This is a genomic window from Vreelandella sp. V005 (assembly GCF_052645115.1).
The window spans coordinates 964,479-985,442 of sequence record NZ_JBQXYA010000001.1; the positions used below are offsets into that span (position 1 = coordinate 964,479).

A 20,964-nucleotide genomic window follows, 5' to 3' on the forward strand; every position below is an offset into this window, starting at 1 on the left:
CTTACAATGACGAGATAGTTATGACACGCCAACAGCAAACGCCACACCAGCCCGCCCAGCTCAAACAGCAGTTACAAGACAGCCCCATCGTGGTCGCACCCGGCGTATTTGATGCACTCGGCGCGTCCCTTGCCGAGCAGGCAGGCTTTGATACGGTCTACCTTTCCGGTGCCAGCCTGGCCTACACCCAACTCGGGCGGCCTGACATTGGCTTGCTCAGCATTACCGAAATTTGCACCGCCATGTCGCATATTCGCGAACGTACCAACCTTTCCGTGGTGGTGGATTGCGATACCGGCTTTGGCAATGCCATGAACGTGATGCGCAGCGTACGTTTGCTGGAGCGTTCAGGCGCTAACGCCATTCAGTTGGAAGACCAGACCTACCCGAAGCGCTGCGGCCATTTGCGGGGTAAAACGTTGGTCTCAAAAGGCGAGATGGTCGGTAAATTGCATGCTGCATTGGATGCCCGTGAAAGCGATAACACGCTTATCATCGGCCGCACCGACGCGTTGGGCGTGGAAGGCACCGACAGCGCCATCGAGCGCGCCCAAGCCTATTATGAAGCGGGCGTGGATATGCTGTTTATCGAAGGTATTCGCAGCGACGAAGATATCAGCAAGATCATGACCCAGTTCAAAGGCAAAGTGCCGATCATGGCCAATATGGTCGAGGGCGGCGACACGCCGCTGCAGAACGCCCAGGCGCTGGAAGACCTTGGCTTCTCGCTGGTGATTTTCCCCGGCGCACTGGTGCGGGCGATTACCCATATGGCCAGCCGTTTCTTTGCCACGCTGAAACAGGATGGTACTACCGATGCCTTCCGCGACCAGATGCTCGACTTCAAACAGCTCAACGACTACCTAGGCACCCAGGCGATGCTGGAACTTGGCGAACAGTACGACAATCGCTAACCCAACCGTATCCATGCACTGACGGCTTAGCCACTAATAACGACTACTCAGGAGACGACGATGCAGACCACCGATAAAACGGCAAAAGAGATTTTTAACGACGTCATGGCCAACCCCCAGCGGGTGCCCTTTGGCTTTGGCAACAAAGCCGTGCTGGTCAATGTAGACCCCCAAAAGGCCTACACCCGTACCGATCTCTTCAAGACTGCCTACGAAACCGACCCCAAGCAGTTGGAGTACACCAACCAGTTGGCGCGTGGCTTTCGGGGTAAGGGCTGGCCGGTGGTCTGGACTCATGTCGCCTTCCTGGACTCCGCTGAAGATGCGGGCGTGTGGGGCACCCGCACCGACACTCCCGATTCACTGCAAAACATCAAGTACGGCTCCGAGCGTGCTGAGTTCGACGAGCGCTGCGAGATCGACCGCAGCCGCGACGTGATCTACACCAAGCGCATGCCTTCGGCCTTTTTTGAAACGCCGCTGCAGTCACTGCTGGTATGGCACCAGGTCGACACGGTGATCATCACCGGCGGCTCTACCTCGGGCTGCATACGCGCGACTGCCGTGGAGAGTCTGTCCCGTGGCTATCGCACCATTGTCCCGATGGAGTGCGTCGCGGATAAACATGAAAGCTACCACTACGCCAACCTGACCGACCTGCACCTCAAATACACCGATGTCATGCCCGTTGCTGACGTGCTGGCGTGGCTTGAAGGCGATGTATAAGGCGAGGAGCTAGCGATGAAAGAGTCTCTCGGCGTTTACGACTACTGGGCCTACGACCAGCGCCCCAAAATTACTTGGCCCGGCGGCGCAAAGGTCGCCTTCTGGGTCGCCCCCAATATCGAGTACTACGAACTCGATCCGCCGCAGAACCCGAGCCGCAAGCCGTGGCCACACCCACACCCCTCGGTACCCGGCTACAGCATTCGCGATTACGGTAACCGGGTGGGCCACCAGCGCCAAATGGCCCTGCTGGATAAGTACGGGATTCGCGGTTCGGTATCGCTTTCCGTAGCGCTCTGCGAGCACCATCCGGAAATCATCCAGATGTGCAAAGAGCGCGACTGGGAGTTTTTTAGCCACGGCATCTACAACACCCGCTACACCTATGGGCTAAGCGAAGCCCAAGAGCGGGCGATGATCCGCGACAGTATGGAAACCATTCATCGCCACACCGGCCAAGCCTGCGCGGGGTATCTGGCGCCTGCGCTCTCACACTCAGAGCTCACCCTGGATCTATTTGCCGAAGTAGGTGCAGAGCTATTCGGCGAGCGGGGCGGGCTTTATACCTGCGATCTGTTCCATGACGACCAACCGACGCCTATCAGCGTCCGCTCAGGCAAGCGGTTTATCTCCATGCCCTACTCGCTGGAGATGAATGACACCATCGTCTATGCGGTAAATAAAGTAGAGCCGCGCCAGTACGCCACCATGCTCAAGCGTCACTTTGACCGCCTGTATTTAGAGGGCGCGGAGTCTGGCACGGTGATGTGCATTCCCACTCACAACTACCAGGTGAGCTGCCCGCACCGCATCAAGGCGTTTGAAGAGGCATTGGAGTACATCACTGGGCACCCGGATGTATGGGTCGCCACCGGACGCGAGATCGCCGACTACTATATGACCCACTATTACGATGCCGCTCTCGACAGCATGGCGGCCCAATCCGCCACTGTAGGCAAAAAGGGATAACGCTATGGCGCTTAATGACGACTATCTCGACTACCCCTTGCGCCGCCACGGCTACGACCACGACCGCTATGCATGGTCGATGCTAAGTGAACGCCCCCCGGTAACGTGGCCTGAGGGTAAAACCCTGGCAGTGTGGATCAATATTTCGCTGCAGTTCTACCCACTCAATCAGCGCGGCGAGCCGTTCAAAGTTCCTAACGGCATGACCATGCCCTATCCAGATCTGCGCCACTTCTCGCTGCGCGATTACGGCAACCGGGTGGGTATCTATCGCGTGCTCAAAGCCTTGGCCGCGCACAACGTTACGCCTACGTTTGCTATCAATGCTCAGCTCGCCGAGCAGACGCCCTACCTGGTGCAGCGCTTGAAAGCGCACGGCGGTGAATTTATCGCCCATGGCTGGAACATGGATCACCTGCACTACGGCGGCCAACCGATTGAAGAAGAGGCCGAGCTGATCAAGCGCTCTGTGGAAACCCTGCGCCGCGTCACCGGCCAACCCGTACGCGGCTGGCTAAGCCCCGCCAAGCACCAGAGCTTCAACACCCCTGACCTACTGGCAGAAAACGGCATCGCGTACTGCGCCGATTGGGTGAACGACGACATGCCTTATGCTTGTGAAACCAAAACCGGCAGATTGACCATGATGCCGCTGGCCACCGAGATTGAAGACCAATTTGTGATGAGTCAAAACCTGCACTCGGAAGACGCTTGGGTGACACAGGTTAAAGACGCCTTCGATTTCCTGCTGGAAGAGTCCCGTGAACAGGGCGGGCGCCTGTTTGCGCTGAACCTGCACCCCTGGCTGGTGGGTCAGCCCCATCGAATTGCTTGCCTGGAAGAAGTACTGGCGCATATCAGCGGGCATCCAGACGTATGGCAGGCCCCGGCGGGTGAAATTCTAGATGCCTTCCACCAAGCTGCGGAGCAGGCTTAATGGCGATCATCCCCTACACACATGACGGCTTTGATGCCCACCTGCCGCTGCTGATTATCGGAGCGGGGGCCTGCGGCCTGGTAGCAGCCCTGGCCGCCCAGGAAGCGGGCGTTGAGCTGGCTGTTTTAGAGCGCGACGCCCTGCCCCGTGGCAGCACAGCGATGTCGTCGGGGTTTATTCCCGCCGCCAATACGCGCTTTCAGCATGAGCTAGGCGTCACGGACTCTGCTGAGGCCATGGCAGAAGATATTCAAAAGAAGAATGGCTTTGAGGCCGACCCGGCCATCGTCGAACTGCTGGCCAGCCAATCCGGCCCAACCATCGAATGGCTGGCGGATCAGCACGGCGTGCCCTTTGAGCTGGTGGAAGGCTTTCTTTACCCCGGCCACCGTCACCTGCGCATGCACGCCACGCCACGGCGCACCGGTGAAGAGCTGATGGGCGCGCTCCTCAACGCCGCTGAAGCGGCAGGCATTGATATCCTGACCCAGGCACGGGTGGTGGATTTGCACGTGGATAGCACCCAGCGCATACGGGGCGTCACCATGGAGCGCCCAGACGGCAGCCGCGAAAGCATTGGCTGCGATGCGCTGGTTCTGGCCTGCAACGGCTATGGCGGCAACCCAGAGCTGGTGGCACGTTATCTGCCCACGCTGAAACACGCGCTGTATTACGGTCACGGGGGCAACCAGGGTGACGCCTTGCTATGGGGCCAGGAAATGGGCGCGAGCACCAAAGACTTAGGTGCCTGCCAAGGCCACGGTTCGCTCGCCACCCCCCATCAAACGCTGATTAGCTGGGCGCTCATGATGCAAGGGGGCGTTCAGGTCAACATCAAGGGCGAGCGCTTTTCTAATGAGCACGGTGGCTACTCCGAACAGGCGGCCAAAGTGCTGGCGCAACCGGAGCAAGTGGCTTGGAATTTGTATGACGCCCGCATTCATGAGTCTGCCCAGGCGTTCGAAGATTACCGTAACGCCCAGGAGAGCGGCGCAGTACGCAGTTTCTCAACCCTTGAAGAGATGGCCACTGGCCTGAAACTTCCCCTTGGGGCACTGCAACCCACCTTCACCCAAATGCAGCAGCACGCTGAGCAGCTAACGGCCGATGCGTTTGGCCGCCGCTTTGACCCCGCCAACCTGCTGAAAGCCCCCTACTACGCCATTCGAGTGACAGGGGCGCTATTTCATACCCAGGGCGGTTTAGAAGTGAATCGTAAGGCCCGCGTGCTCAATACCCACGGCCAAGCGCTGCCCAACCTTTTTGCCGCAGGCGGTGCGGCGCGTGGGGTGTCGGGCTCCAACGACAGTGGCTACCTTTCCGGCAACGGGCTGCTGAGTGCCGTCGTGCTGGGCGCAGTGGCCGGCAAAAGTGCCGCCGAGCTGCTGCACTTAAAGCTCAGTTCCGCCGCACTTCCCTAAGTCTCTTACCCATGCGACATATGGCGCGCAGCCCACTCACGCACCTGTGGGTAAGCGCGCTGTTCGAACACGGCAAAACTCTCAAGACGACGGGCTTTGAGCGGGGTAAACACAGGCATCGTCAAGCCACACAGGAAATGCGCCAGCCGATGCGCATTGGGCGGCTGACCGAACTGCTCGGTGTGCCGTTGAATGAACGAGGCGGCATGGCGCTGAAACTCAGCATCGCTCGGGGCAGGCAGCGGCGGCGCGTCCGGCAGCGCTACGGGTTGCCCGTAACATACCGAGCAGTGCCCGCAACGGCCCTGCTCGGTGTCGGATGGACTATCAAACGTGCGATCACCGAAGTGCTCCGCTAACCGCCGCGTCAGACAGCTCTCCGACTCAAAGAGCGCCAACATCGCTTGTAGCCGTTCAATCTCGCTGCGTTTACGGCTCAGGCAGTCGTCGTATAGCTGGCGAGCCAGCGCTTCTATCGGAACATTCGGCTGGCAGATCTCATACACGTCGGTCATCCGCTTGCCTTCCAGGGTCAGCCAGCTCTTGTCCTGAAAGTACTCAAGCGCGGTGATCACCCGGTGGCGGGAGGCGTCGACCTGCTGTGTCTGCCCCGCGCGGTGCAAGCGCTCGAAATCTACCGTGCCCCAGGTGCGAGCAATCGGGATATGATCGACCAGTAGACGCACAAAGGCTGCACGCTCGCCTTCGAAACGGCTCACCAATGCCACCGGCTCGATGTGATAGCGCAACCGATACTCGGCCAGAAATGCAAATCGCGGTGCAATCACCCCATGCATTTCCAGCCGCACCAGCAGCGTCTTCAGCGGTAGGAGACGAATATTGGTATCGCGGGAAAGCGTATTGAGCAGCACTTCCCACTGACGGTCTGGCGTGTTGGCGGCGGAGGCGATCTCCTCAAGCAATCGAACGATACCGCTGTATTCAGGCGTGTCGCCGTAGACGAAGTTCTCTAGCACCCGCAGACCGTCACGCCCGGCCATGGTCAGGCAGGTGGAAGGCAGGCCATCGCGACCTGCCCGGCCAATCTCCTGGCTGTAGTTCTCGATGGATTTGGGCAGGTCATAATGCACCACGTTGCGAATATTGCCCTTATCAATGCCCATGCCAAAGGCAATGGTGGCCACGATGCAGTGCGACTCGCCGCTCATGAACTGGCGCTGAATCTCGTCACGTTGCTGGGACGCCAGTCCCGCGTGGTACGCCTGAGCAGCGATGCCCTGAGCCTGTAGGGCGCTAGCAACCTGCTCTGCCGTGTGCTGGAGCGTGACATAGATGATCGTGGGCGCTTCGCCGCCAGGCTGCATTTGTGGCCTTAGCCACTCAACAAGCTGCTGCTGGCGATCTTCCATGGACGGCGCGACCAGCAGCTCAAGGTTTGGGCGATAAAAGCCGGTAGTCACGACATGTTCTGGGGCGATGGCAAACTTTTCGCGCATATCGGCAATCACCGCGGGAGTGGCCGTGGCAGTGAGCAGCAATACCTGGGGAATGGCAAACTCACGCTGGTAATCCGGCAGTTTGAGATAATCAGGTCGGAAGTTATGCCCCCACTCGGAGAGGCAGTGGGCTTCATCGACGACCAGTAGTGATATCGGTACCTGACGCAGAAAATTGCGGAAGCGCTCGTTTTTCAACCGCTCCACCGAGACCATGAGGATGTTTAGCTCGCCGCGTTTGGCCCGCTCCATGACATCGCGGGTGGCCTCGCGCTCTTGGGTGGAGTCGATACTTGCGGCAGCAATGCCGCGGGCTTGCAGAAAAGCAAGCTGATCCTGCATGAGGGCAAGCAACGGCGACACCACCAGTGTCAGGTGCGGCAGGTGCAGCGCAGGAAGCTGATAGCAGAGTGATTTCCCCGCCCCAGTGGCAAAAATGGCTGCCGTGGAGTGCCCCTTCAAGACGTGCGATATCACTGCCTGCTGGCCGCCGCGAAAGTCGTCAAAACCGAATACTGCTTTTAGCGTCTGCTGCGGCGAAGCTGAGGTCATGGCCATTTCCTGGAGAGTCGTCAAGGCATCAGCGGCTAACCTAACGTGTTCACGCTGTTTTCTCCAATGTCGGGAAATTAGGAGCAGCTAAGCCTGAAAGGAGTAGTAGCCGCGGAAACCTCAATCCCAGGCCGCACCTTCCAGCGCATCCAGGGGGATTTTCAGATAGCGCTTGCCGTTGGCTTCTGGCTCCGGCAAGCGACCACCGCGGGTATTCACCTGCAGCGCGTGCAACATCAGCTTGGGCATAGGCAGCTCGCTATCCCGCTGGTGGCGCAGTGCAATGTACTCTTCCTCACTTTTACCCACTAGGTGCGGGTTGTTGGCTCGCTGCTCATCGACGCTGCTTTCCCACTGCGGCTCACGGTCGTCGGGCATATAGTCGTGACCGGTGAACAGCCGTGTAGTGACCGGCAGCGCGAGAATCTGCTGAATGGAGTGCCACAGGGATTTGGCACTGCCACCGGGAAAATCGGCGCGTGCGGTGCCAAAATCAGGCTGAAACAAAGTGTCGTGGACAAAGGCGGTATCACCGATCACGTAGGTAATAGAGGCCAGCGTATGGCCAGGAGAGTGCAGCACGCGAGCGCTGAGCTCACCGATGGCAAACGTATCGCCCTCGACAAACAGTGTGTCCCACTGGCGGCCATCGGTGGGCATGTCCGGCCAGTGGTAGATCTCCTTCCACAGCGACTGCACGTTGGTGACGTACTGGCCAATCGCCGTCGGCGCGCCGGTTTTCTCTTTTAGGTACTGGGCCGCCGAAAAGTGGTCCGCGTGTGGGTGTGTATCCAAAATCCACGCCACCGTCAGGTCTTTTTCCTCTATATGCTTCAGCAGTGCGTCAGCACAGAAAGTCGCCGTTGCGCCTGACTTCTCGTCGAAATCCAGCACCGGATCAATGATCGCGCACTGCTTGGTGGCGGGATCGCTAACGATGTATTGAATACTAAAAGTGCGCGGATCAAAAAAGCCCGCCACGTCCGGCGAGCCCGCGCACGTGCTTTGAGAAATGGCAAAGGTCTTCATGCGAACTCCAGCCCTGTATCGGCAAGGCTACAAGCAGCCACCCTGCCGCGTTAAAATTGTTATAAAAATAGCTGATTATGGAATATAAGCAATAGAGAACGATTAGAACGTTTTCTCCAACGCAAAGCGCGGCTGGGTGTGCCCCTCTTTCGTAACGCTTTCGGTAAACATGTCAAGCGGGCGCACCCAGAGGCCGTAGTCGCCGTAGAGTGCGCGGTAGACGACTAACGTCTCTTCGCTTTCGCTGTGCTGAGCGGTACCCATCACTTCATAAAGGTTGCCTTTGTAATGGCGATAAATACCGGGAACGGGGGCAGTCATTCACTTTCCTTTTGAGTCGCGTTGATGGCGGCGGGCTGATTAGCTTTTTTGGCCAGACGCTCCAGCACTTTGGAGGCGGCGACAAAGCCAAAGGTGCCGGTCAGAAACGTCGCCGCGCCAAAGCCGGAGGCGCAGTCCAGCCGGGTGGCCTCATTGCTACCAGGCTTTTGCAGGCACACTTCGCCGTCGGCACTGGGGTAGACCAACTGCTCGTCGGAGTAGACGCACTCCACCGAGAAGCGCCGTTTGGGGTTGCGGGAAAAGCCGTAATCGCGGCGCAGCCTTGAGCGTACTTTGGAGAGCAGCGGATCGTGCTCGGTGCGGGTTAAATCTGCCACTTGAATACGTGTTGGATCGGTTTGACCACCCGCCGCGCCGGTCACGGTAATCGGTATTTTGCGCCGCTTGCACCAGGCGATCAGCGCGGCTTTGGCGATGACGCTGTCGATGGCATCCACCACATGGTCGGCATCCTCGGGAATGCGCTCGGCCAGGTTGGTGGGCGTGACGAAGGCGGTATCCGCAATTATCTCGATCTCGGGGGCAATTAGGCGGCAGCGCTCGGCAAGCACCGCCACTTTAGGCTGGCCAATAGTGCCATCCAGCGCGTGGAGCTGGCGGTTGATGTTGGAAACACACACATCGTCTAGATCGATCAGCGTGAGCTTGCCAATGCCCGAGCGGGCCAACGCCTCTACCGTCCAGCTACCCACACCGCCTACTCCGACCACGACCACATGAGCACGGCGAAACGCCTGCGCCGCACGCTGGCCATACAGGCGGCGAATACCGCCAAAGCGAAAATCATAGTCGCTCGACGCTGAAACAGGAGAGATTGGGGTCTCATTCAATGACATAACGGCAGGCTCACAGTGCTTGCAAGGCGGAAGGCGTGGCAATGGGCGGTGTTCGTACGCTATCCAGCGGCAAATGCCCTGCCCAGCCAAGGTGATTAAACAGCGCGATCATCGTGTCGTCCAAGGCGCAGCTTAATTGTACACGCTTGGCCAACAGTGGATGGTCAAAGGCTAGATAGGTCGCTGCCAACAGTAAGCGTGGCGCCCCCATCTGCTCGGCAAAGAAGCGGTTGTGAACACTTTTGCCGTGCTTGGCGTCGCCGATAATGGGATAGCCCCGCCTGGAGAGATGGCGGCGAATTTGGTGGCGTCGCCCGGTCAGCGGGCGTGTCTCTACCAGCGAGTAGCGCGCCACCGGGTAGCGGTCGACCTGCACGGGCAGCTCCACGCTATCGAGACGACGAATATCGGTCATGGCGGGCATGGCCGGCATTTCCGCCTTAGGGCGCGTACCGTCTTCTTCCCGGAGCGGGTAATCCAGCCGCTCACTTTCCGGGGCTTTCCCACGCACCACTGCCAGGTAGCGCTTCTCTACCTGCCGCTCACTGAAAGCTTCACTGAGTAGGCCGGCCACCGTTGAAGAGAGCGCGAATACAATCACTCCCGACGTCGGCCTATCCAGCCGATGAACGGGATAGACTCGCTTACCTAACTGATCCCGCAGCCGCTGAAGCAGAAATTCGGTTTCGCCACGTGCTAACGCCGAGCGATGCACCAATAGCCCTGACGGCTTATGTACCGCGACGAGATGCTCATCCTGATAAAGGATGTTGAGTGGCGTCATAACGCTCCCTGGTAAAAGCTGGCGACAAAAAACGTCGTCCATTATAAAACAGCCCGCTATTGTCGCGGCTGGGCCTCGAGATGTCATCTGTCGGGCAAGTTGGCGAACAAATCGCTTGGCAGCTACCTTAAATAAGCAACATTGCAAAGCATTTCCATGGATCAGGAAGGAGATCAATATGCGCTATACACTACCCGTTACTGCGTTGACTGCCTCACTACTGCTCGCCGCTTCAGCGGCGCACGCTAACGAGACGCTTGATGTTGAAATGCATAAAGTGAGTGCCGAGGGAGTTGAAGAGTCCATTGGTACCGTCTCCCTAGAGCATACCGATCACGGTTTGTTGCTGACACCCTCCCTAACCGATCTTGAGCCTGGCGTTTACGGTTTTCACGTTCACCAAAATGCCAGCTGTGAACCGGCTGAAAATGATAGCGGCGAAATGACGCCGGCACTATCAGCAGGTGGTCACTATGATCCTGAGGAAACAGGCACCCATCAGGGCCCTTATGGTGAAGGCCACTTGGGTGACTTACCCGTGCTAACCGTTAATGAAGACGGCGAGGCTAACTTACCTGTATTGGCTCCTCGTCTGAGCATGGAAGATATGCCCGGCCGTGCGCTGATGATTCACGAAGGCGGTGACACCTACGAAGATGAGCCCCATTTAGGGGGTGGTGGAACACGTATGGCCTGTGGTGCCATTGAATCCTAAAATAAGCGTGCTTAGAGAGCAGTTGAACGGGCAGCCATAGCGCTGCCCGTTTTGTCGGTAACCATCAACTAAAGTCTAGCTGTGCTACCTAGCGCTTATCTGTAAATTCGCCTCGGCTAAAAAAGTGTCTGCTTGTGTGCCATTGGCGCACTCGCCCCTCTCCCTTACTGCTGTAGGTACCCTAGATGATCACTTTTATCGTATCGATCCTGCTGCTGATAGCGGGTTACTTCACCTATGGGAAGTTTGTTGAGCGTGTGTTCGTCACCGACCGCAAACGGCGTACGCCAGCATTTACCCTGCGCGACAACATCGATTATGTACCGATGAACACAACGCGTAACTCGCTAATTCAGTTATTGAACATTGCGGGGGTGGGTCCTATTTTTGGTCCTATTCTCGGCGCGCTGTATGGCCCAGTGGCCTTTATCTGGATAGTAGTAGGCTGCATTTTTGCCGGTGCGGTGCATGATTACCTGACAGGTATGATCTCGATTCGCAATCATGGTGCCCATTTACCCCAGTTAGCGGGTAAATTCCTCGGCAAAGCGATGAAGCACGTGGTGAATGGCTTTGCGATTTTGCTGCTGCTATTAGTCGGGACCGTCTTCGTTACGTCACCTGCAGCGCTGCTGGCCAATATGACCTCGCTGTCGTTAACGCTTATTATCGTTGCGATCTTTATTTACTATCTGATCGCCACCCTGCTGCCGATTGATAAAGTTATCGGGCGCATCTACCCCTATTTCGGCGCGCTATTGCTGTTTAGCGCGGCGGGCATTGGTATCGGCTTGATTGTCACGGGCGCCCCAATCCCCGAGCTTTCTTTCCAAAACATGCACCCTGAAGCTGCGCCGATCTTTCCGCTGCTGTTTTTAACGATCTCATGCGGTGCGCTTTCAGGCTTCCATGCTACCCAAACGCCGATTATTTCGCGCACCACTGAAAATGAAACCAATGGGCGCAAAATCTTCTATGGCATGATGATCACCGAGGGCATCATTGCGATGATCTGGGCGGCGGCGGCGATGAGTCTGTTCTACGGCGACCAATCACTCTCCGATGTACTGGCTGCTGGCGGCCCTGCTGCGGTGGTAAGCGAAGTCTCTACGACCATGCTCGGCGCTATCGGTGGCACCCTGGCCGTACTCGGTGTGATTGTGTTACCGATCACCTCTGGCGATACCGCCTTCCGCAGCGCACGCATGATCATTGCCGATTACATCAAGATCGATCAGAAGCCGATCATGAAGCGTGTGATGATCGCGTTGCCGCTCTTTGTCGTCTCTTATGCATTAACCCACATGGACTTCACACTGCTGTGGCGCTATTTCTCCTGGGCGAACCAAACCACCGCCGTGATCGCGCTATGGGTGGGCACCATGTACTTAGTGCTGTCGCGTAAACCTCACTTGATCACGTCGATCCCGGCCACCTTTATGACCATGGCCACCTTTACCTATCTGGCCTATGCACCGATCGGTTTTGGCTTACCGCTGCACTTAAGCTATGTAGTGGCGGCACTGGGCACACTCATCTGCATCGCCCTGTTTATGAAGCGTGTACGCCGCTTGAGCCGCACGACCTTTGCGGTTGATGAACCTGCAGAGCTGGGTGTAGCCAGGGAGAATACGTTGGCAACCAGCGCTTAATGTACTAGCGTTTACGTTACCCACGTTAAGCAGCTACGAAAGCAAACGGGCAGCCAATTAGGCTGCCCGTTTTACATTGCGCTTTTGCTAAACTGAAAAGCTGGCTGATAGCTTGGGGAAAGCGTTTTACTCTTCGCCCGCCATCTGCATTTGACGCTGCAAGTAGTTCTGGATACCAACCTGTTCGATCAGTTTCAGTTCTGTTTCGATGTGGTCGATATGACCCTCTTCATCGGCGAGCAGATCGCGCAGCATATCGCGGGTCACGTAATCTTTAACGCTCTCGCAGTAGGTGATGGCTTCGATGTAGTCGTTACGGCCATCGTGCTCGATTTTTAGATCGCTTTCGAGCATCTCTTTGACGTTTTCGCCAATGTGCAGCTTGCCAAGGTCTTGCAGGTTGGGGATACCTTCCAGGAACAGGATGCGCTCGATGATCTTGTCGGCGTGCTGCATCTCTTCGATAGATTCATCATATTCCCATTTAGCCAGCGCTTTCAGCCCCCAATCTTTATACATTTTGGCGTGCAAAAAGTACTGGTTGATCGCAACCAATTCGTTACCGAGCGCTTTATTGAGATGCTCAAGAACTTTTATATCACCTTTCATGACGTCACCTTTTCTACTGTAATGCTGATGTTTAATCTACTTTAGACAATGCGATCAAGCAGTTACGTTTGGAGTGAAGTATAGAAGCATACATCTATACTCTCAGCGTTCCAGAGAGTATAGATAAGATGAATAAAAGTTCAAGCAAATCAGTTGTTTGCTAAAGATAACCCTAATAATAGTGATTCGCGTCACACAGCGTAAGCGAGTCCCATATCGGCTTCTTGTCGCGCTTCTAGCACTGCATCACGGGTAATAGATTTTGCATAGCACGCACATTTACCACACTGCGTTGCGCAGCCGGTTGCCTCGCGTACTTCTCGCCAGTTGCGCGCTCCGTCGCTAACCTGCTGGCGAATCTGATGGTCGGTTACTCCCTTGCACACACAAACGTACATGGCGACACCTCATAAAAGTCATGAGGTGAATGTAAATGATTCGCATAGGTCTTTTCAAGTAGAAATGGCTGCTTGTTGTTATTCATTCGTCTTACTAATTAGGAGGGTCGCGTTAACCTACTGGCTTAGCAGTGTTTTCAGCTTTCAAAAAACATGAAGCAATGACCGTTATTTTTTCGGCAGCACCACTGTTTGCGTGTTTGATGCAATATCCGGCCAACTGCGCCGCTGCTTATCGAATAGCACCCATAGGTAACCTAAGCCCAACGCTAACAGCGACAGCCACGCCACCGCGCAGCGAATGAGTGACTGTTTTACCGTTAGTGAGCAGCCCTCCAACGTCTGCACTCGCAGCCGCCACGCCTGCATGCCTAGCGTCATTCCCCCCTGCCTCCAGGAAAAGACAAAGAACAGCGTGACGAAAAACAGCAGCAAGAGACGCAGGCTCCAGATATCGCCCGCCGTGGTGCCAATTTCCTCGGGCTGTTGACCGAGTACATAACGATAAAACACCATATGTACGACGGTCACCGCGATCCAGATAGCGGTGACCAGAAAGCCGTCATACAACATGGCGCCCAAGCGGCGGCCAAGGCCTGCGGGCCAAACGCTGTCCAACTGGTTAAAGCGTCGTGTTCCCATAACTCTCTCTTATCCGTTCTTATATGCCATTGGGTGATCAAGTCGCGCCTGGGTGAGCAGAAAGCAAGCTTTTACCATGATGGTATTACCCATTGCGACGTAGGAAGTAGACGCCTACCCCCGCGCAGGCCAATGTCGGCACTAGCACTGCCCAGACGGGGGAGAAACCAAAAATGGTCGAGGCAGGCGCCAGCAAATCCTGCACGTACTTGAAACTCAGCCCGGTCACCACGCCATAAAACACCCGGGTGCCCGCCGCAACGGTGCGCAGTGGGCCAAACACAAAAGACGCAGCAATCAACACCAACGACCCCATGGTGAGCGGCATCAGCATCTTCTGCCAAAAGTAGAGCAGCGCCTGATCATTTTGCAGGCCCTGCGCCTCAAGGAACTGGGCGTAGGCCCACAGCTCACTAGGTGCTTGGCTCTCGATATCGCGCAATAATCGCTCCAATTGGGTGGGGGTAAAAGCAGTGTCCCATCCCATGCTCGCCGATTGATCAGATTCGGTGTGATTATCGAAAATGCGTGTCGTCGCGATGTTTTCCAATTGCCAAGCGTCGCCATCCCAACGTGCACGTTGGGCGTGGGTGGCTTCGACCAGCTGACGGTCATCAAAACGGTAGCGGGTTAAATCTAGCACCACGTCATCCGCTCGAATCGCCCCAAAACGATAAACACTGTCGCCTTCGATCTGCCAGCCGCTGCGGCTGGTCAGCATGGCGCCTTCGCCCTGAAGTTTTTCCAAACGCCACGCCTCGGCATACTGTTCGGTGCGCGGGCTGAGATACTCAGCCACCAGCAGTACCACGACCACCACCAGCAGCACGGGCTTCATTACGCCCCATACAATGCGCGCCAACGAGCGGCCAGCGGCGCGCATAACGGTGAGTTCATTGCTGGAGGCCATGCTGCCCAGGCCAATCAGCGCGCCAATCAATACCGCTACCGGCGCGTATTGATAGAAACGCCAAGGGGTACGCATCAGCAGGTAAAGCAGCGCATCTAAAGCCGTGTAGCCTGCCTGCACATCGCCTAAATCATCGATATAGGCAATGGTAATATCCAAGCCCAACAGCACAAACTGAACGACAACAATGGCCGCCAGCACGTTACGGGCAATGTAGCGATCAAGACGGTCAAGCACCATTAGCGCATCCCCTTACGTTGCGAGCGCCACAGCATTAGTAGCCCCAGCCCTAAGAACAATCCATGTACCGGCCATACCCCCAACAGGCTGGACCAGGTACCGCTGCCAATGGCATCGACCGCTGCCAGCAGCAAGCTGAGATAGGCTACGTATAAAAAAACGGCGGGTAACAGTTTTCCAAAGCGCCCCTGGCGGGGATTAACCCGGGAAAGCGGCTGCGCCATTAGCGCCAGTACAAACACCATCAAGGGCAGGCCAGCACGCCACTGCCACTGGGCCTGGGCACGCGGGCGCGGGTCGTTCCACAGCTCAGAGGTGGTTGCGTACTCCAAGGAATCGAGTTCCTGCCGGTCTCGGTTTAGCCCTAAGCGCAACGTATAACGCTCAAAGGTGAGGCGCTCGGCACTCTGCTCACCTGGCGTCACCCCATAACGCTCGCCATCATCCAGCACCAAAAATCGACTACCGGTTTCCAGCCGCGTTTCCTGATAGCCCGATGCGGCGCGGGTCACGAAGTCGTGGGTGCCTTCGTCACTCTGCTGGCTCTGCTCATGCACCAATACATCCTGCATTTCCGTGCCGTCACTCGAGAAGCCACCAATATACGCGGTACGACCACCACCAAACTCCTGAAAGCGCCCCGGCGCCAGCACGGAAACGTCCAGGCGGCTGCGCTGCTCTTCGAGCGCCGTTTCGGTCTGCAGCGCCCCATAAGGCGTCAACCACAGGCTACAGACACCGACTAACACCGCCACCACGCTGGCAGGCAACAGCGTCACTTTCAGCAGCCGCGTAGGGCTCATTCCACAAGCGACCATGACGGTGATTTCGCTGTTCATGTAGAGCTGCCCATAGGCCAACAGGATGCCCAAAAAAAACGACAGCGGTAAAATCAGTTCCATAAAGCCAGGCAGATGAAACATCATCAGGCTGCCTAGCATGGCGACCGGGATATCGCCTTCCGCGGCGTCCGAAAAATAGCGAATAAAGCGGCTGCCCATGATCACCAGCAACAGAATGCCAGCGACCGCCGACATGGTGAGTAACACTTCGCGAGTGAGATATCGAAATAAAATCAACGCGCTCTCCGGCTAGTCGTGCAGGATGCCATGCAATAAGTGGATGGCTTGGGTACACTAATCAAACTCTTCACTGTTCTTTTCATAATCAAAAGCAACGAGGCATTATCCCGATTCCCTCGATGCTTGTCTTGTTGGAGCCGTCATGGAATTTTCCGTTCAGACTGCGAACCCGGCCAAAACCGAAACGGCCTGCCTGCTGGTACCGGTTTTCAAAGGAAGCGACCTTTTGCCCTCCGTTGCCAAACTGGACGATGCCAGCGAGCGACTGATTGGTCAGTTGTTGGAACGCGGCGACTTTGACGCAGCGCTGGGCAACGTGCAACTAATCCCTTTTGCGCCGGGCCTGGGCGCTGAGCGCATCTTACTAGTGGGTTTGGGTGAGCGCGAAAAATGCCAGGAAGCTGCCTTCATCAAAGCGCTGGATGCCGCCATGGCTGCGCTGGTCAAACTACCTATTGATGAAGCCAGCGTGGTCTTCGGTGATGTACCACTCGAGGACCGCGACCCGGCCTGGAAAGCACGTAAGGTGATGGAAGCGGCTGAGCGTGCCATTTATCGCTTTGATCAATTCAAATCCTCACCAGCCCCGGCTTTCAGCTTGGCCAAGCTAACGCTGTTTATCAGCGACACCGATGCGGCTCCCCAGGTCAAACAGGGCGCTCTGGTGGGCAATGCGATTGGCCAGGGCATCAACTACACCCGCACTCTCGGCAACCTGCCTGCCAATATCTGCACCCCTCGCTACCTTGCCGAGCAGGCAGAACAACTAGGCCGCGACTCCCAGGGTGCGCTCGAGGTCGACATTCTCGATGAAGAAGCGCTGGAAGCCCTGGGCGCGGGCTCTCTGCTTTCCGTGGGTCGCGGCAGCAAAGAGCCGACACGCCTGATCGTCATGAAGTATCAGGGCGCCGAAAGTGCTGAAGAAGCGCCCCATGTGCTGGTCGGTAAAGGCATTACTTTTGATACCGGCGGTATTTCGCTCAAGCCTGGCGAAGGCATGGACGAAATGAAGTTCGACATGTGCGGCGCTGCCAGCGTATTCGGCACGGTCAAAGCGGTACTGGCAATCAAGCCGAAGCTCAACCTGGTGTTTATCGTTGCCGCTGCGGAAAACATGCCCGACGGTAATGCCACCAAGCCCGGTGATATCATCAAGACCCTTAAAGGCCTGACCGTCGAAGTGCTTAATACCGACGCCGAAGGGCGCTTGGTGCTTTGTGACGCGTTGACCTACGCCGAGCGCTTCACCCCCGCCAGCGTGGTCGATATCGCCACCCTCACTGGCGCCGTCATTGTTGGCCTGGGCCACCACGCCACCGGCCTGCTCTCCAACGACGATGACCTCGCCCTTGATCTGCTGGATGCAGGCGAAGGCGCGTGGGACCGCGCTTGGCACCTGCCGTTATGGGATGAGTATCAGGAGCAGTTGGATTCCAATTTCGCCGACTTGGCCAACATTGGTGGCCGACCGGCCGGTACGATCACGGCAGCCTGCTTCTTATCACGCTTTGCTGACCACTTCCCCTGGGCACACTTGGATATCGCCGGTACCGCCTGGCACTCTGGCAAACAAAAAGGCGCCACTGGCCGCCCTGTCGGGCTGTTAACCCAGTACCTGCTGGACCGCGAAACCGATGCCCAGGTAGAAAATAGCGACGCCTGATGGCGCCGCAGGTCAACAAGATCGGTGCGCAACGGTTGCCTTTCAGCGTGGCAACCGTTAAACCTGAATATATCAAGGTACAGCGGGCTTAAACTCGCTGAATCTTTAGCGTTTCGTCAATAACACCCAACCGCCCCTCTTACAGGGCCGGTTCAGCGGAGAGTAACAGCCGTGCCCACTGCCAGCTTCGAAACCAGTTTTGAAACCCTGCCATCCAATCAGCCGATGGCCGATGAGATTCGCGACAACATTCTTAAAAACCCCGGTTTTGGTCGCTACTTTACCGACCACATGGCGCATATACGCTGGACCGGCGACGCCGCTTGGCACGGCCACCAAGTGCGCCCCTACGGCCCGTTGACTCTTGATCCTGCCGCCTCGGTGCTGCATTACGGCCAGGAAATTTTCGAGGGTATTAAAGCCTACCGCCATGCCGATGGCTCGATTTGGACGTTCCGCCCCGAGAAAAATGCCGAGCGCTTCCGTCGCAGCGCCCGTCGTTTGGCGCTGCCGGAGCTTTCCGGTGAAGACTTCATTGGTTCGCTAAAAGCGTTGCTGGCTCAAGATCATGGTTGGGTGCCTACCCCAGCTAACGCGTCTGATGAGTGCAGCCTTTACCTGCGTCCGTTCATGATCGCCTCGGAAGCATTTCTAGGCGTACGCCCTTCGCAGGAAGTCGATTACTACGTGATCGCCTCCCCAGCGGCGGCCTACTTCAAAGGAGGTGTTGCACCGGTATCGATCTGGCTCTCTTCAAACTATAAGCGCGCCGCCGCCGGCGGCACCGGCTTTGCCAAATGCGGAGGCAACTACGCTGCCTCGTTAGCGGCACAAAAAGAGGCCGAGGCACACCAGTGTGGCCAGGTAGCGTTCCTCGATGCGGCAGAAAACAAGTGGATTGAAGAGCTAGGCGGCATGAATCTGTTCTTCGTGTTCAAAGATGGTCGCCTCGTAACGCCGCGCTTGACCGACACCATTCTCGAAGGGGTTACCCGTAACTCCATACTAACGCTGGCCAAAGACGCAGGCCTTACCCCTGAAGAACGCCCCATCAGTATTGATGAATGGCGTGAAGGCGCGGCCTCGGGTGAAATCACCGAAGTCTTTGCCTGTGGCACCGCCGCGGTCATCACTCCGGTGGGCGAACTGGTCACTGAAAACGAGCGTATCAAGCTAACGGCGAGCAGCAACAACGAGATCGCCATGCGGTTGCGTACCACACTGCTCGATCTTCAGTACGGCCGCAGTGAAGATAAGCACGGCTGGCTCACCCAACTGGTTTAAGCGGGCTTAGTACCCACGTTCAGCACCGCCGCATGTTTGCGGCGGTGCTGTTTGCCACCGATGTATCTGAAACCGCTTACCTGGAACCGCTATGGCGCGCATTGATTTCTATATCCTGCCCGATACCACGCTGGAAGCGCGCTTACAGTTCGCCTGCAAACTGGCCGAGACCATCTGGCGCAAAGGCTATCGCTTGCACTTGCACTGTGAAGACAAAGCCCTTGCCGAGCAGGCCGACAGCGCGCTGTGGAATTTCCGCCCCGATGCCTATTTACCCCACGCCCTGGAAGATAGCGAGATGGCTGCCAGCGTGCCGATCACACTAGGCTGGCAGCAGTTGCCGGTGCCGACAGAAGAAACCGCGCTGCTTAATCTGCACCCAGATATTCCCGAAGGCGTTGAGCGCTATGCGCGCATTGCCGAAATCATCAATCAGCACCAACAGGTGCTGGTCGCCAAACGTGCCTGCTGGCAGCGCTATAAAGAGCTGGGCCATGAGGTCGTGCCACACAAGCTGGGTTAAAAAAACCTACGTGTCTCACAAGCTTCTAACAACGACAACTCAGCGGAAGAGACCTGATATGCCCGCATCGCTGCTCACACCTTACCCACTAGCCGTTATCGTCATCGCCCAACTGTTCGGCACTTCGCTGTGGTTCAGTGTCAATGGCGTGGGGCTTGCGCTGCAGGAAGCCGTGGGTCTTAGCGAAAGCGACTTGGGGCTGTTGACGATTGCCGTACAAGCCGGGTTTATTACCGGCACCCTGCTGATCGCCACCACCGGCCTTGCCGACCGAGTGCGCGCCAGCCACCTGTTTGCGGTTTCCGCCGTGCTCGGCGCGCTGGTCAACGCCGCCTTTATCGGTATCGCCGAAAGCGTGACGCTGGCAGCCGTGGCGCGCTTTGCGACTGGGCTCTGCTTGGCGGGTATTTACCCGCTTGGCATGAAGCTGGTGGTGAGCTGGACACCTAGCCACGCGGGCGCCGCGCTGGGTTGGCTAGTAGGCATGTTGACACTGGGCATCGCCTCGCCGCACCTGTTGCGCGGATTAACCCTGCACCTGCCCTGGCAGTGGCCGCTGCTCTTGGCTTCATTGTTGGCGCTGGTCGCCGCGCTGATGATATTCAAACTGGGCGTTGGACCGCACCTCCCGGCGACCGCCAAAAGCGGGCGCCCCTGGGCCGGGCTGGCCGCTTTTAAACAGCCGCGCTTTCGTGCCGCCGCGCTGGGTTATTTCGGCCACTGCTGGGAGTTGTATGCCTTATGGGCGCTGGTGCCGTTTCTGGTCGCTCGCGAGTTGCAGCGTCTTGGCGCTGCCGACGGCGCCCAACCCTGGCTAAGCTTTGCAGTCATTGCGCTCGGCTTGCCCGGCTGCGTACTGGCGGGCACCCTCAGCCGCCACATTGGCAGCGACCGCGTCGCCTGTCTGGCGCTGGCGGTTTCTGGCACGTTGTGTCTGGTATATCCACTCTTGGGCAGCGCCTCTCCTTGGCTATTGCTGGCCCTGCTAGGCGTATGGGGCGTCAGCGTCATTGCCGATTCCGCTCAATTTTCAGCGCTGGCCTCGGCTACAGCACCACCCGAGCGGCTGGGGGCAGCCCTGGCGATGATGAACGCTATCGGCTTTGGCTTGACCATCCCTTCTATTGCGCTGGTCACCGCCCTTTGGTCGAGCCAATCGCTTGCGGTCATTTGGTGGCTATTGCCGGGCCCCATCCTCGGACTACTCGCCATGCGCGGGTTTGCTACCCATAAACACTTTTCTTAAATGGTTGGTGCCCACAACGAGCGTGAGTAGCAC

Annotated in this window: 21 protein-coding genes; 11 read left to right on the top strand and 10 right to left on the bottom strand. The window is 57.2% G+C overall.

Going from position 1 to position 20,964, the window contains the following annotated elements; translation table 11 throughout:
- The first annotated feature begins 20 nt into the window (after positions 1-20).
- Genes ACUN8H_RS04425 through ACUN8H_RS04445 form a run of 5 tightly spaced genes read left to right on the top strand, consistent with a single transcriptional unit; the run spans position 21 to position 4,967 of the window.
- Positions 21-914, top strand: a complete 894-nt coding sequence (locus tag ACUN8H_RS04425) for an isocitrate lyase/PEP mutase family protein (RefSeq protein WP_445530935.1) — start codon at positions 21-23, stop codon at positions 912-914.
- Between the two features lie 60 nt (positions 915-974).
- On the top strand, positions 975-1,640 hold the full coding sequence (locus ACUN8H_RS04430; protein ID WP_445530936.1) for an isochorismatase family protein: 666 nt from the start codon (positions 975-977) through the stop codon (positions 1,638-1,640).
- A gap of 15 nt (positions 1,641-1,655) precedes the next feature.
- Complete coding sequence (locus ACUN8H_RS04435) at positions 1,656-2,609, top strand: polysaccharide deacetylase family protein (RefSeq protein WP_445530937.1); 954 nt, start codon at positions 1,656-1,658, stop codon at positions 2,607-2,609.
- A 4-nt stretch (positions 2,610-2,613) separates the two neighbouring features.
- Positions 2,614-3,546, top strand: a complete 933-nt coding sequence (locus ACUN8H_RS04440) for a polysaccharide deacetylase family protein (RefSeq protein ID WP_445530938.1) — start codon at positions 2,614-2,616, stop codon at positions 3,544-3,546.
- A complete protein-coding gene (locus ACUN8H_RS04445; protein ID WP_445530939.1) occupies positions 3,546-4,967 on the top strand; it encodes an FAD-dependent oxidoreductase in 1,422 nt (473 codons plus the stop codon). Before ACUN8H_RS04440 ends, ACUN8H_RS04445 begins: the two co-directional genes overlap by 1 nt.
- Positions 4,968-4,972: 5 nt before the next feature.
- Here the strand turns inward: ACUN8H_RS04445 and ACUN8H_RS04450 are convergent, their stop codons facing one another.
- The 5 genes from ACUN8H_RS04450 to ACUN8H_RS04470 all read right to left on the bottom strand — a co-directional run bounded on the left by ACUN8H_RS04450 (position 4,973) and on the right by ACUN8H_RS04470 (position 9,967).
- Positions 4,973-6,976 (bottom strand): RecQ family ATP-dependent DNA helicase, encoded by a 2,004-nt coding sequence (locus ACUN8H_RS04450; protein ID WP_445530940.1) that lies wholly within the window; start codon positions 6,974-6,976, stop codon positions 4,973-4,975.
- Positions 6,977-7,096: 120 nt separating this feature from the next.
- On the bottom strand, positions 7,097-8,005 hold the full coding sequence (locus ACUN8H_RS04455; RefSeq protein WP_445530941.1) for an MBL fold metallo-hydrolase: 909 nt from the start codon (positions 8,003-8,005) through the stop codon (positions 7,097-7,099).
- Positions 8,006-8,107: 102 nt separating this feature from the next.
- On the bottom strand, positions 8,108-8,326 hold the full coding sequence (locus ACUN8H_RS04460) for a DUF1653 domain-containing protein (protein ID WP_445530942.1): 219 nt from the start codon (positions 8,324-8,326) through the stop codon (positions 8,108-8,110).
- On the bottom strand, positions 8,323-9,183 hold the full coding sequence (tcdA, locus tag ACUN8H_RS04465) for a tRNA cyclic N6-threonylcarbamoyladenosine(37) synthase TcdA (protein ID WP_445530943.1): 861 nt from the start codon (positions 9,181-9,183) through the stop codon (positions 8,323-8,325). The genes ACUN8H_RS04460 and tcdA overlap by 4 nt, the downstream gene beginning before the upstream one ends.
- A gap of 10 nt (positions 9,184-9,193) precedes the next feature.
- Complete coding sequence (locus ACUN8H_RS04470; RefSeq protein ID WP_445530944.1) at positions 9,194-9,967, bottom strand: pseudouridine synthase; 774 nt, start codon at positions 9,965-9,967, stop codon at positions 9,194-9,196.
- A gap of 178 nt (positions 9,968-10,145) precedes the next feature.
- Here ACUN8H_RS04470 and sodC point away from each other — a divergent pair, with 178 nt between their 5' ends.
- Both sodC and ACUN8H_RS04480 read left to right on the top strand, forming a co-directional pair.
- Entirely contained in the window at positions 10,146-10,682 is a 537-nt protein-coding gene (sodC, locus tag ACUN8H_RS04475) for a superoxide dismutase [Cu-Zn] SodC (protein WP_445530945.1), read from the top strand.
- Between the two features lie 185 nt (positions 10,683-10,867).
- The gene (locus ACUN8H_RS04480; protein WP_445530946.1) at positions 10,868-12,334 is read left to right on the top strand and encodes a carbon starvation CstA family protein; all 1,467 of its coding nucleotides are present in this window, start codon (positions 10,868-10,870) and stop codon (positions 12,332-12,334) included.
- Positions 12,335-12,460: 126 nt separating this feature from the next.
- On the opposite strand, the gene bfr is transcribed toward ACUN8H_RS04480, so the two are convergent.
- From bfr to lptF, 5 genes are all read right to left on the bottom strand, one after another.
- Positions 12,461-12,943, bottom strand: coding sequence for a bacterioferritin (gene bfr, locus ACUN8H_RS04485; protein ID WP_339884191.1), 483 nt, complete (start codon positions 12,941-12,943; stop codon positions 12,461-12,463).
- Positions 12,944-13,134: 191 nt separating this feature from the next.
- On the bottom strand, positions 13,135-13,341 hold the full coding sequence (locus ACUN8H_RS04490; protein ID WP_445530947.1) for a (2Fe-2S)-binding protein: 207 nt from the start codon (positions 13,339-13,341) through the stop codon (positions 13,135-13,137).
- Positions 13,342-13,509: 168 nt separating this feature from the next.
- Positions 13,510-13,983, bottom strand: coding sequence for an RDD family protein (locus tag ACUN8H_RS04495; RefSeq protein ID WP_445530948.1), 474 nt, complete (start codon positions 13,981-13,983; stop codon positions 13,510-13,512).
- A gap of 85 nt (positions 13,984-14,068) precedes the next feature.
- Entirely contained in the window at positions 14,069-15,133 is a 1,065-nt protein-coding gene (lptG, locus tag ACUN8H_RS04500) for an LPS export ABC transporter permease LptG (protein WP_445530949.1), read from the bottom strand.
- Positions 15,133-16,212, bottom strand: a complete 1,080-nt coding sequence (gene lptF / locus ACUN8H_RS04505) for an LPS export ABC transporter permease LptF (RefSeq protein ID WP_445530950.1) — start codon at positions 16,210-16,212, stop codon at positions 15,133-15,135. The genes lptG and lptF overlap by 1 nt, the downstream gene beginning before the upstream one ends.
- Positions 16,213-16,357: 145 nt before the next feature.
- Here lptF and ACUN8H_RS04510 point away from each other — a divergent pair, with 145 nt between their 5' ends.
- From ACUN8H_RS04510 to ACUN8H_RS04525, 4 genes are all read left to right on the top strand, one after another.
- Positions 16,358-17,878, top strand: coding sequence for a leucyl aminopeptidase (locus ACUN8H_RS04510; protein ID WP_445530951.1), 1,521 nt, complete (start codon positions 16,358-16,360; stop codon positions 17,876-17,878).
- 171 nt (positions 17,879-18,049) lie between these two features.
- Complete coding sequence (locus ACUN8H_RS04515; RefSeq protein ID WP_445530952.1) at positions 18,050-19,162, top strand: branched-chain amino acid aminotransferase; 1,113 nt, start codon at positions 18,050-18,052, stop codon at positions 19,160-19,162.
- A gap of 91 nt (positions 19,163-19,253) precedes the next feature.
- Complete coding sequence (locus tag ACUN8H_RS04520; protein WP_445530953.1) at positions 19,254-19,685, top strand: DNA polymerase III subunit chi; 432 nt, start codon at positions 19,254-19,256, stop codon at positions 19,683-19,685.
- A gap of 58 nt (positions 19,686-19,743) precedes the next feature.
- Complete coding sequence (locus ACUN8H_RS04525; RefSeq protein ID WP_445530954.1) at positions 19,744-20,931, top strand: MFS transporter; 1,188 nt, start codon at positions 19,744-19,746, stop codon at positions 20,929-20,931.
- Positions 20,932-20,964: the final 33 nt, after the last annotated feature.

Bases quoted from the DNA above. Each gene is read 5' to 3' on its own strand.
- ACUN8H_RS04450 (WP_445530940.1), bottom strand. From the start codon at position 6,976: ATGACCTCAGCTTCGCCGCAGCAGACGCTAAAAGCAGTATTCGGTTTT.
- ACUN8H_RS04455 (WP_445530941.1), bottom strand. From the start codon at position 8,005: ATGAAGACCTTTGCCATTTCTCAAAGCACGTGCGCGGGCTCGCCGGAC.
- bfr (WP_339884191.1), bottom strand. From the start codon at position 12,943: ATGAAAGGTGATATAAAAGTTCTTGAGCATCTCAATAAAGCGCTCGGT.
- ACUN8H_RS04435 (WP_445530937.1), top strand. From the start codon at position 1,656: ATGAAAGAGTCTCTCGGCGTTTACGACTACTGGGCCTACGACCAGCGC.
- tcdA (WP_445530943.1), bottom strand. From the start codon at position 9,183: ATGTCATTGAATGAGACCCCAATCTCTCCTGTTTCAGCGTCGAGCGAC.
- ACUN8H_RS04510 (WP_445530951.1), top strand. From the start codon at position 16,358: ATGGAATTTTCCGTTCAGACTGCGAACCCGGCCAAAACCGAAACGGCC.
- ACUN8H_RS04445 (WP_445530939.1), top strand. From the start codon at position 3,546: ATGGCGATCATCCCCTACACACATGACGGCTTTGATGCCCACCTGCCG.
- lptG (WP_445530949.1), bottom strand. From the start codon at position 15,133: ATGGTGCTTGACCGTCTTGATCGCTACATTGCCCGTAACGTGCTGGCG.
- ACUN8H_RS04520 (WP_445530953.1), top strand. From the start codon at position 19,254: ATGGCGCGCATTGATTTCTATATCCTGCCCGATACCACGCTGGAAGCG.
- ACUN8H_RS04470 (WP_445530944.1), bottom strand. From the start codon at position 9,967: ATGACGCCACTCAACATCCTTTATCAGGATGAGCATCTCGTCGCGGTA.
- ACUN8H_RS04480 (WP_445530946.1), top strand. From the start codon at position 10,868: ATGATCACTTTTATCGTATCGATCCTGCTGCTGATAGCGGGTTACTTC.
- ACUN8H_RS04425 (WP_445530935.1), top strand. From the start codon at position 21: ATGACACGCCAACAGCAAACGCCACACCAGCCCGCCCAGCTCAAACAG.
- sodC (WP_445530945.1), top strand. From the start codon at position 10,146: ATGCGCTATACACTACCCGTTACTGCGTTGACTGCCTCACTACTGCTC.
- ACUN8H_RS04460 (WP_445530942.1), bottom strand. From the start codon at position 8,326: ATGACTGCCCCCGTTCCCGGTATTTATCGCCATTACAAAGGCAACCTT.
- ACUN8H_RS04440 (WP_445530938.1), top strand. From the start codon at position 2,614: ATGGCGCTTAATGACGACTATCTCGACTACCCCTTGCGCCGCCACGGC.
- ACUN8H_RS04490 (WP_445530947.1), bottom strand. From the start codon at position 13,341: ATGTACGTTTGTGTGTGCAAGGGAGTAACCGACCATCAGATTCGCCAG.
- ACUN8H_RS04525 (WP_445530954.1), top strand. From the start codon at position 19,744: ATGCCCGCATCGCTGCTCACACCTTACCCACTAGCCGTTATCGTCATC.
- ACUN8H_RS04495 (WP_445530948.1), bottom strand. From the start codon at position 13,983: ATGGGAACACGACGCTTTAACCAGTTGGACAGCGTTTGGCCCGCAGGC.
- ACUN8H_RS04430 (WP_445530936.1), top strand. From the start codon at position 975: ATGCAGACCACCGATAAAACGGCAAAAGAGATTTTTAACGACGTCATG.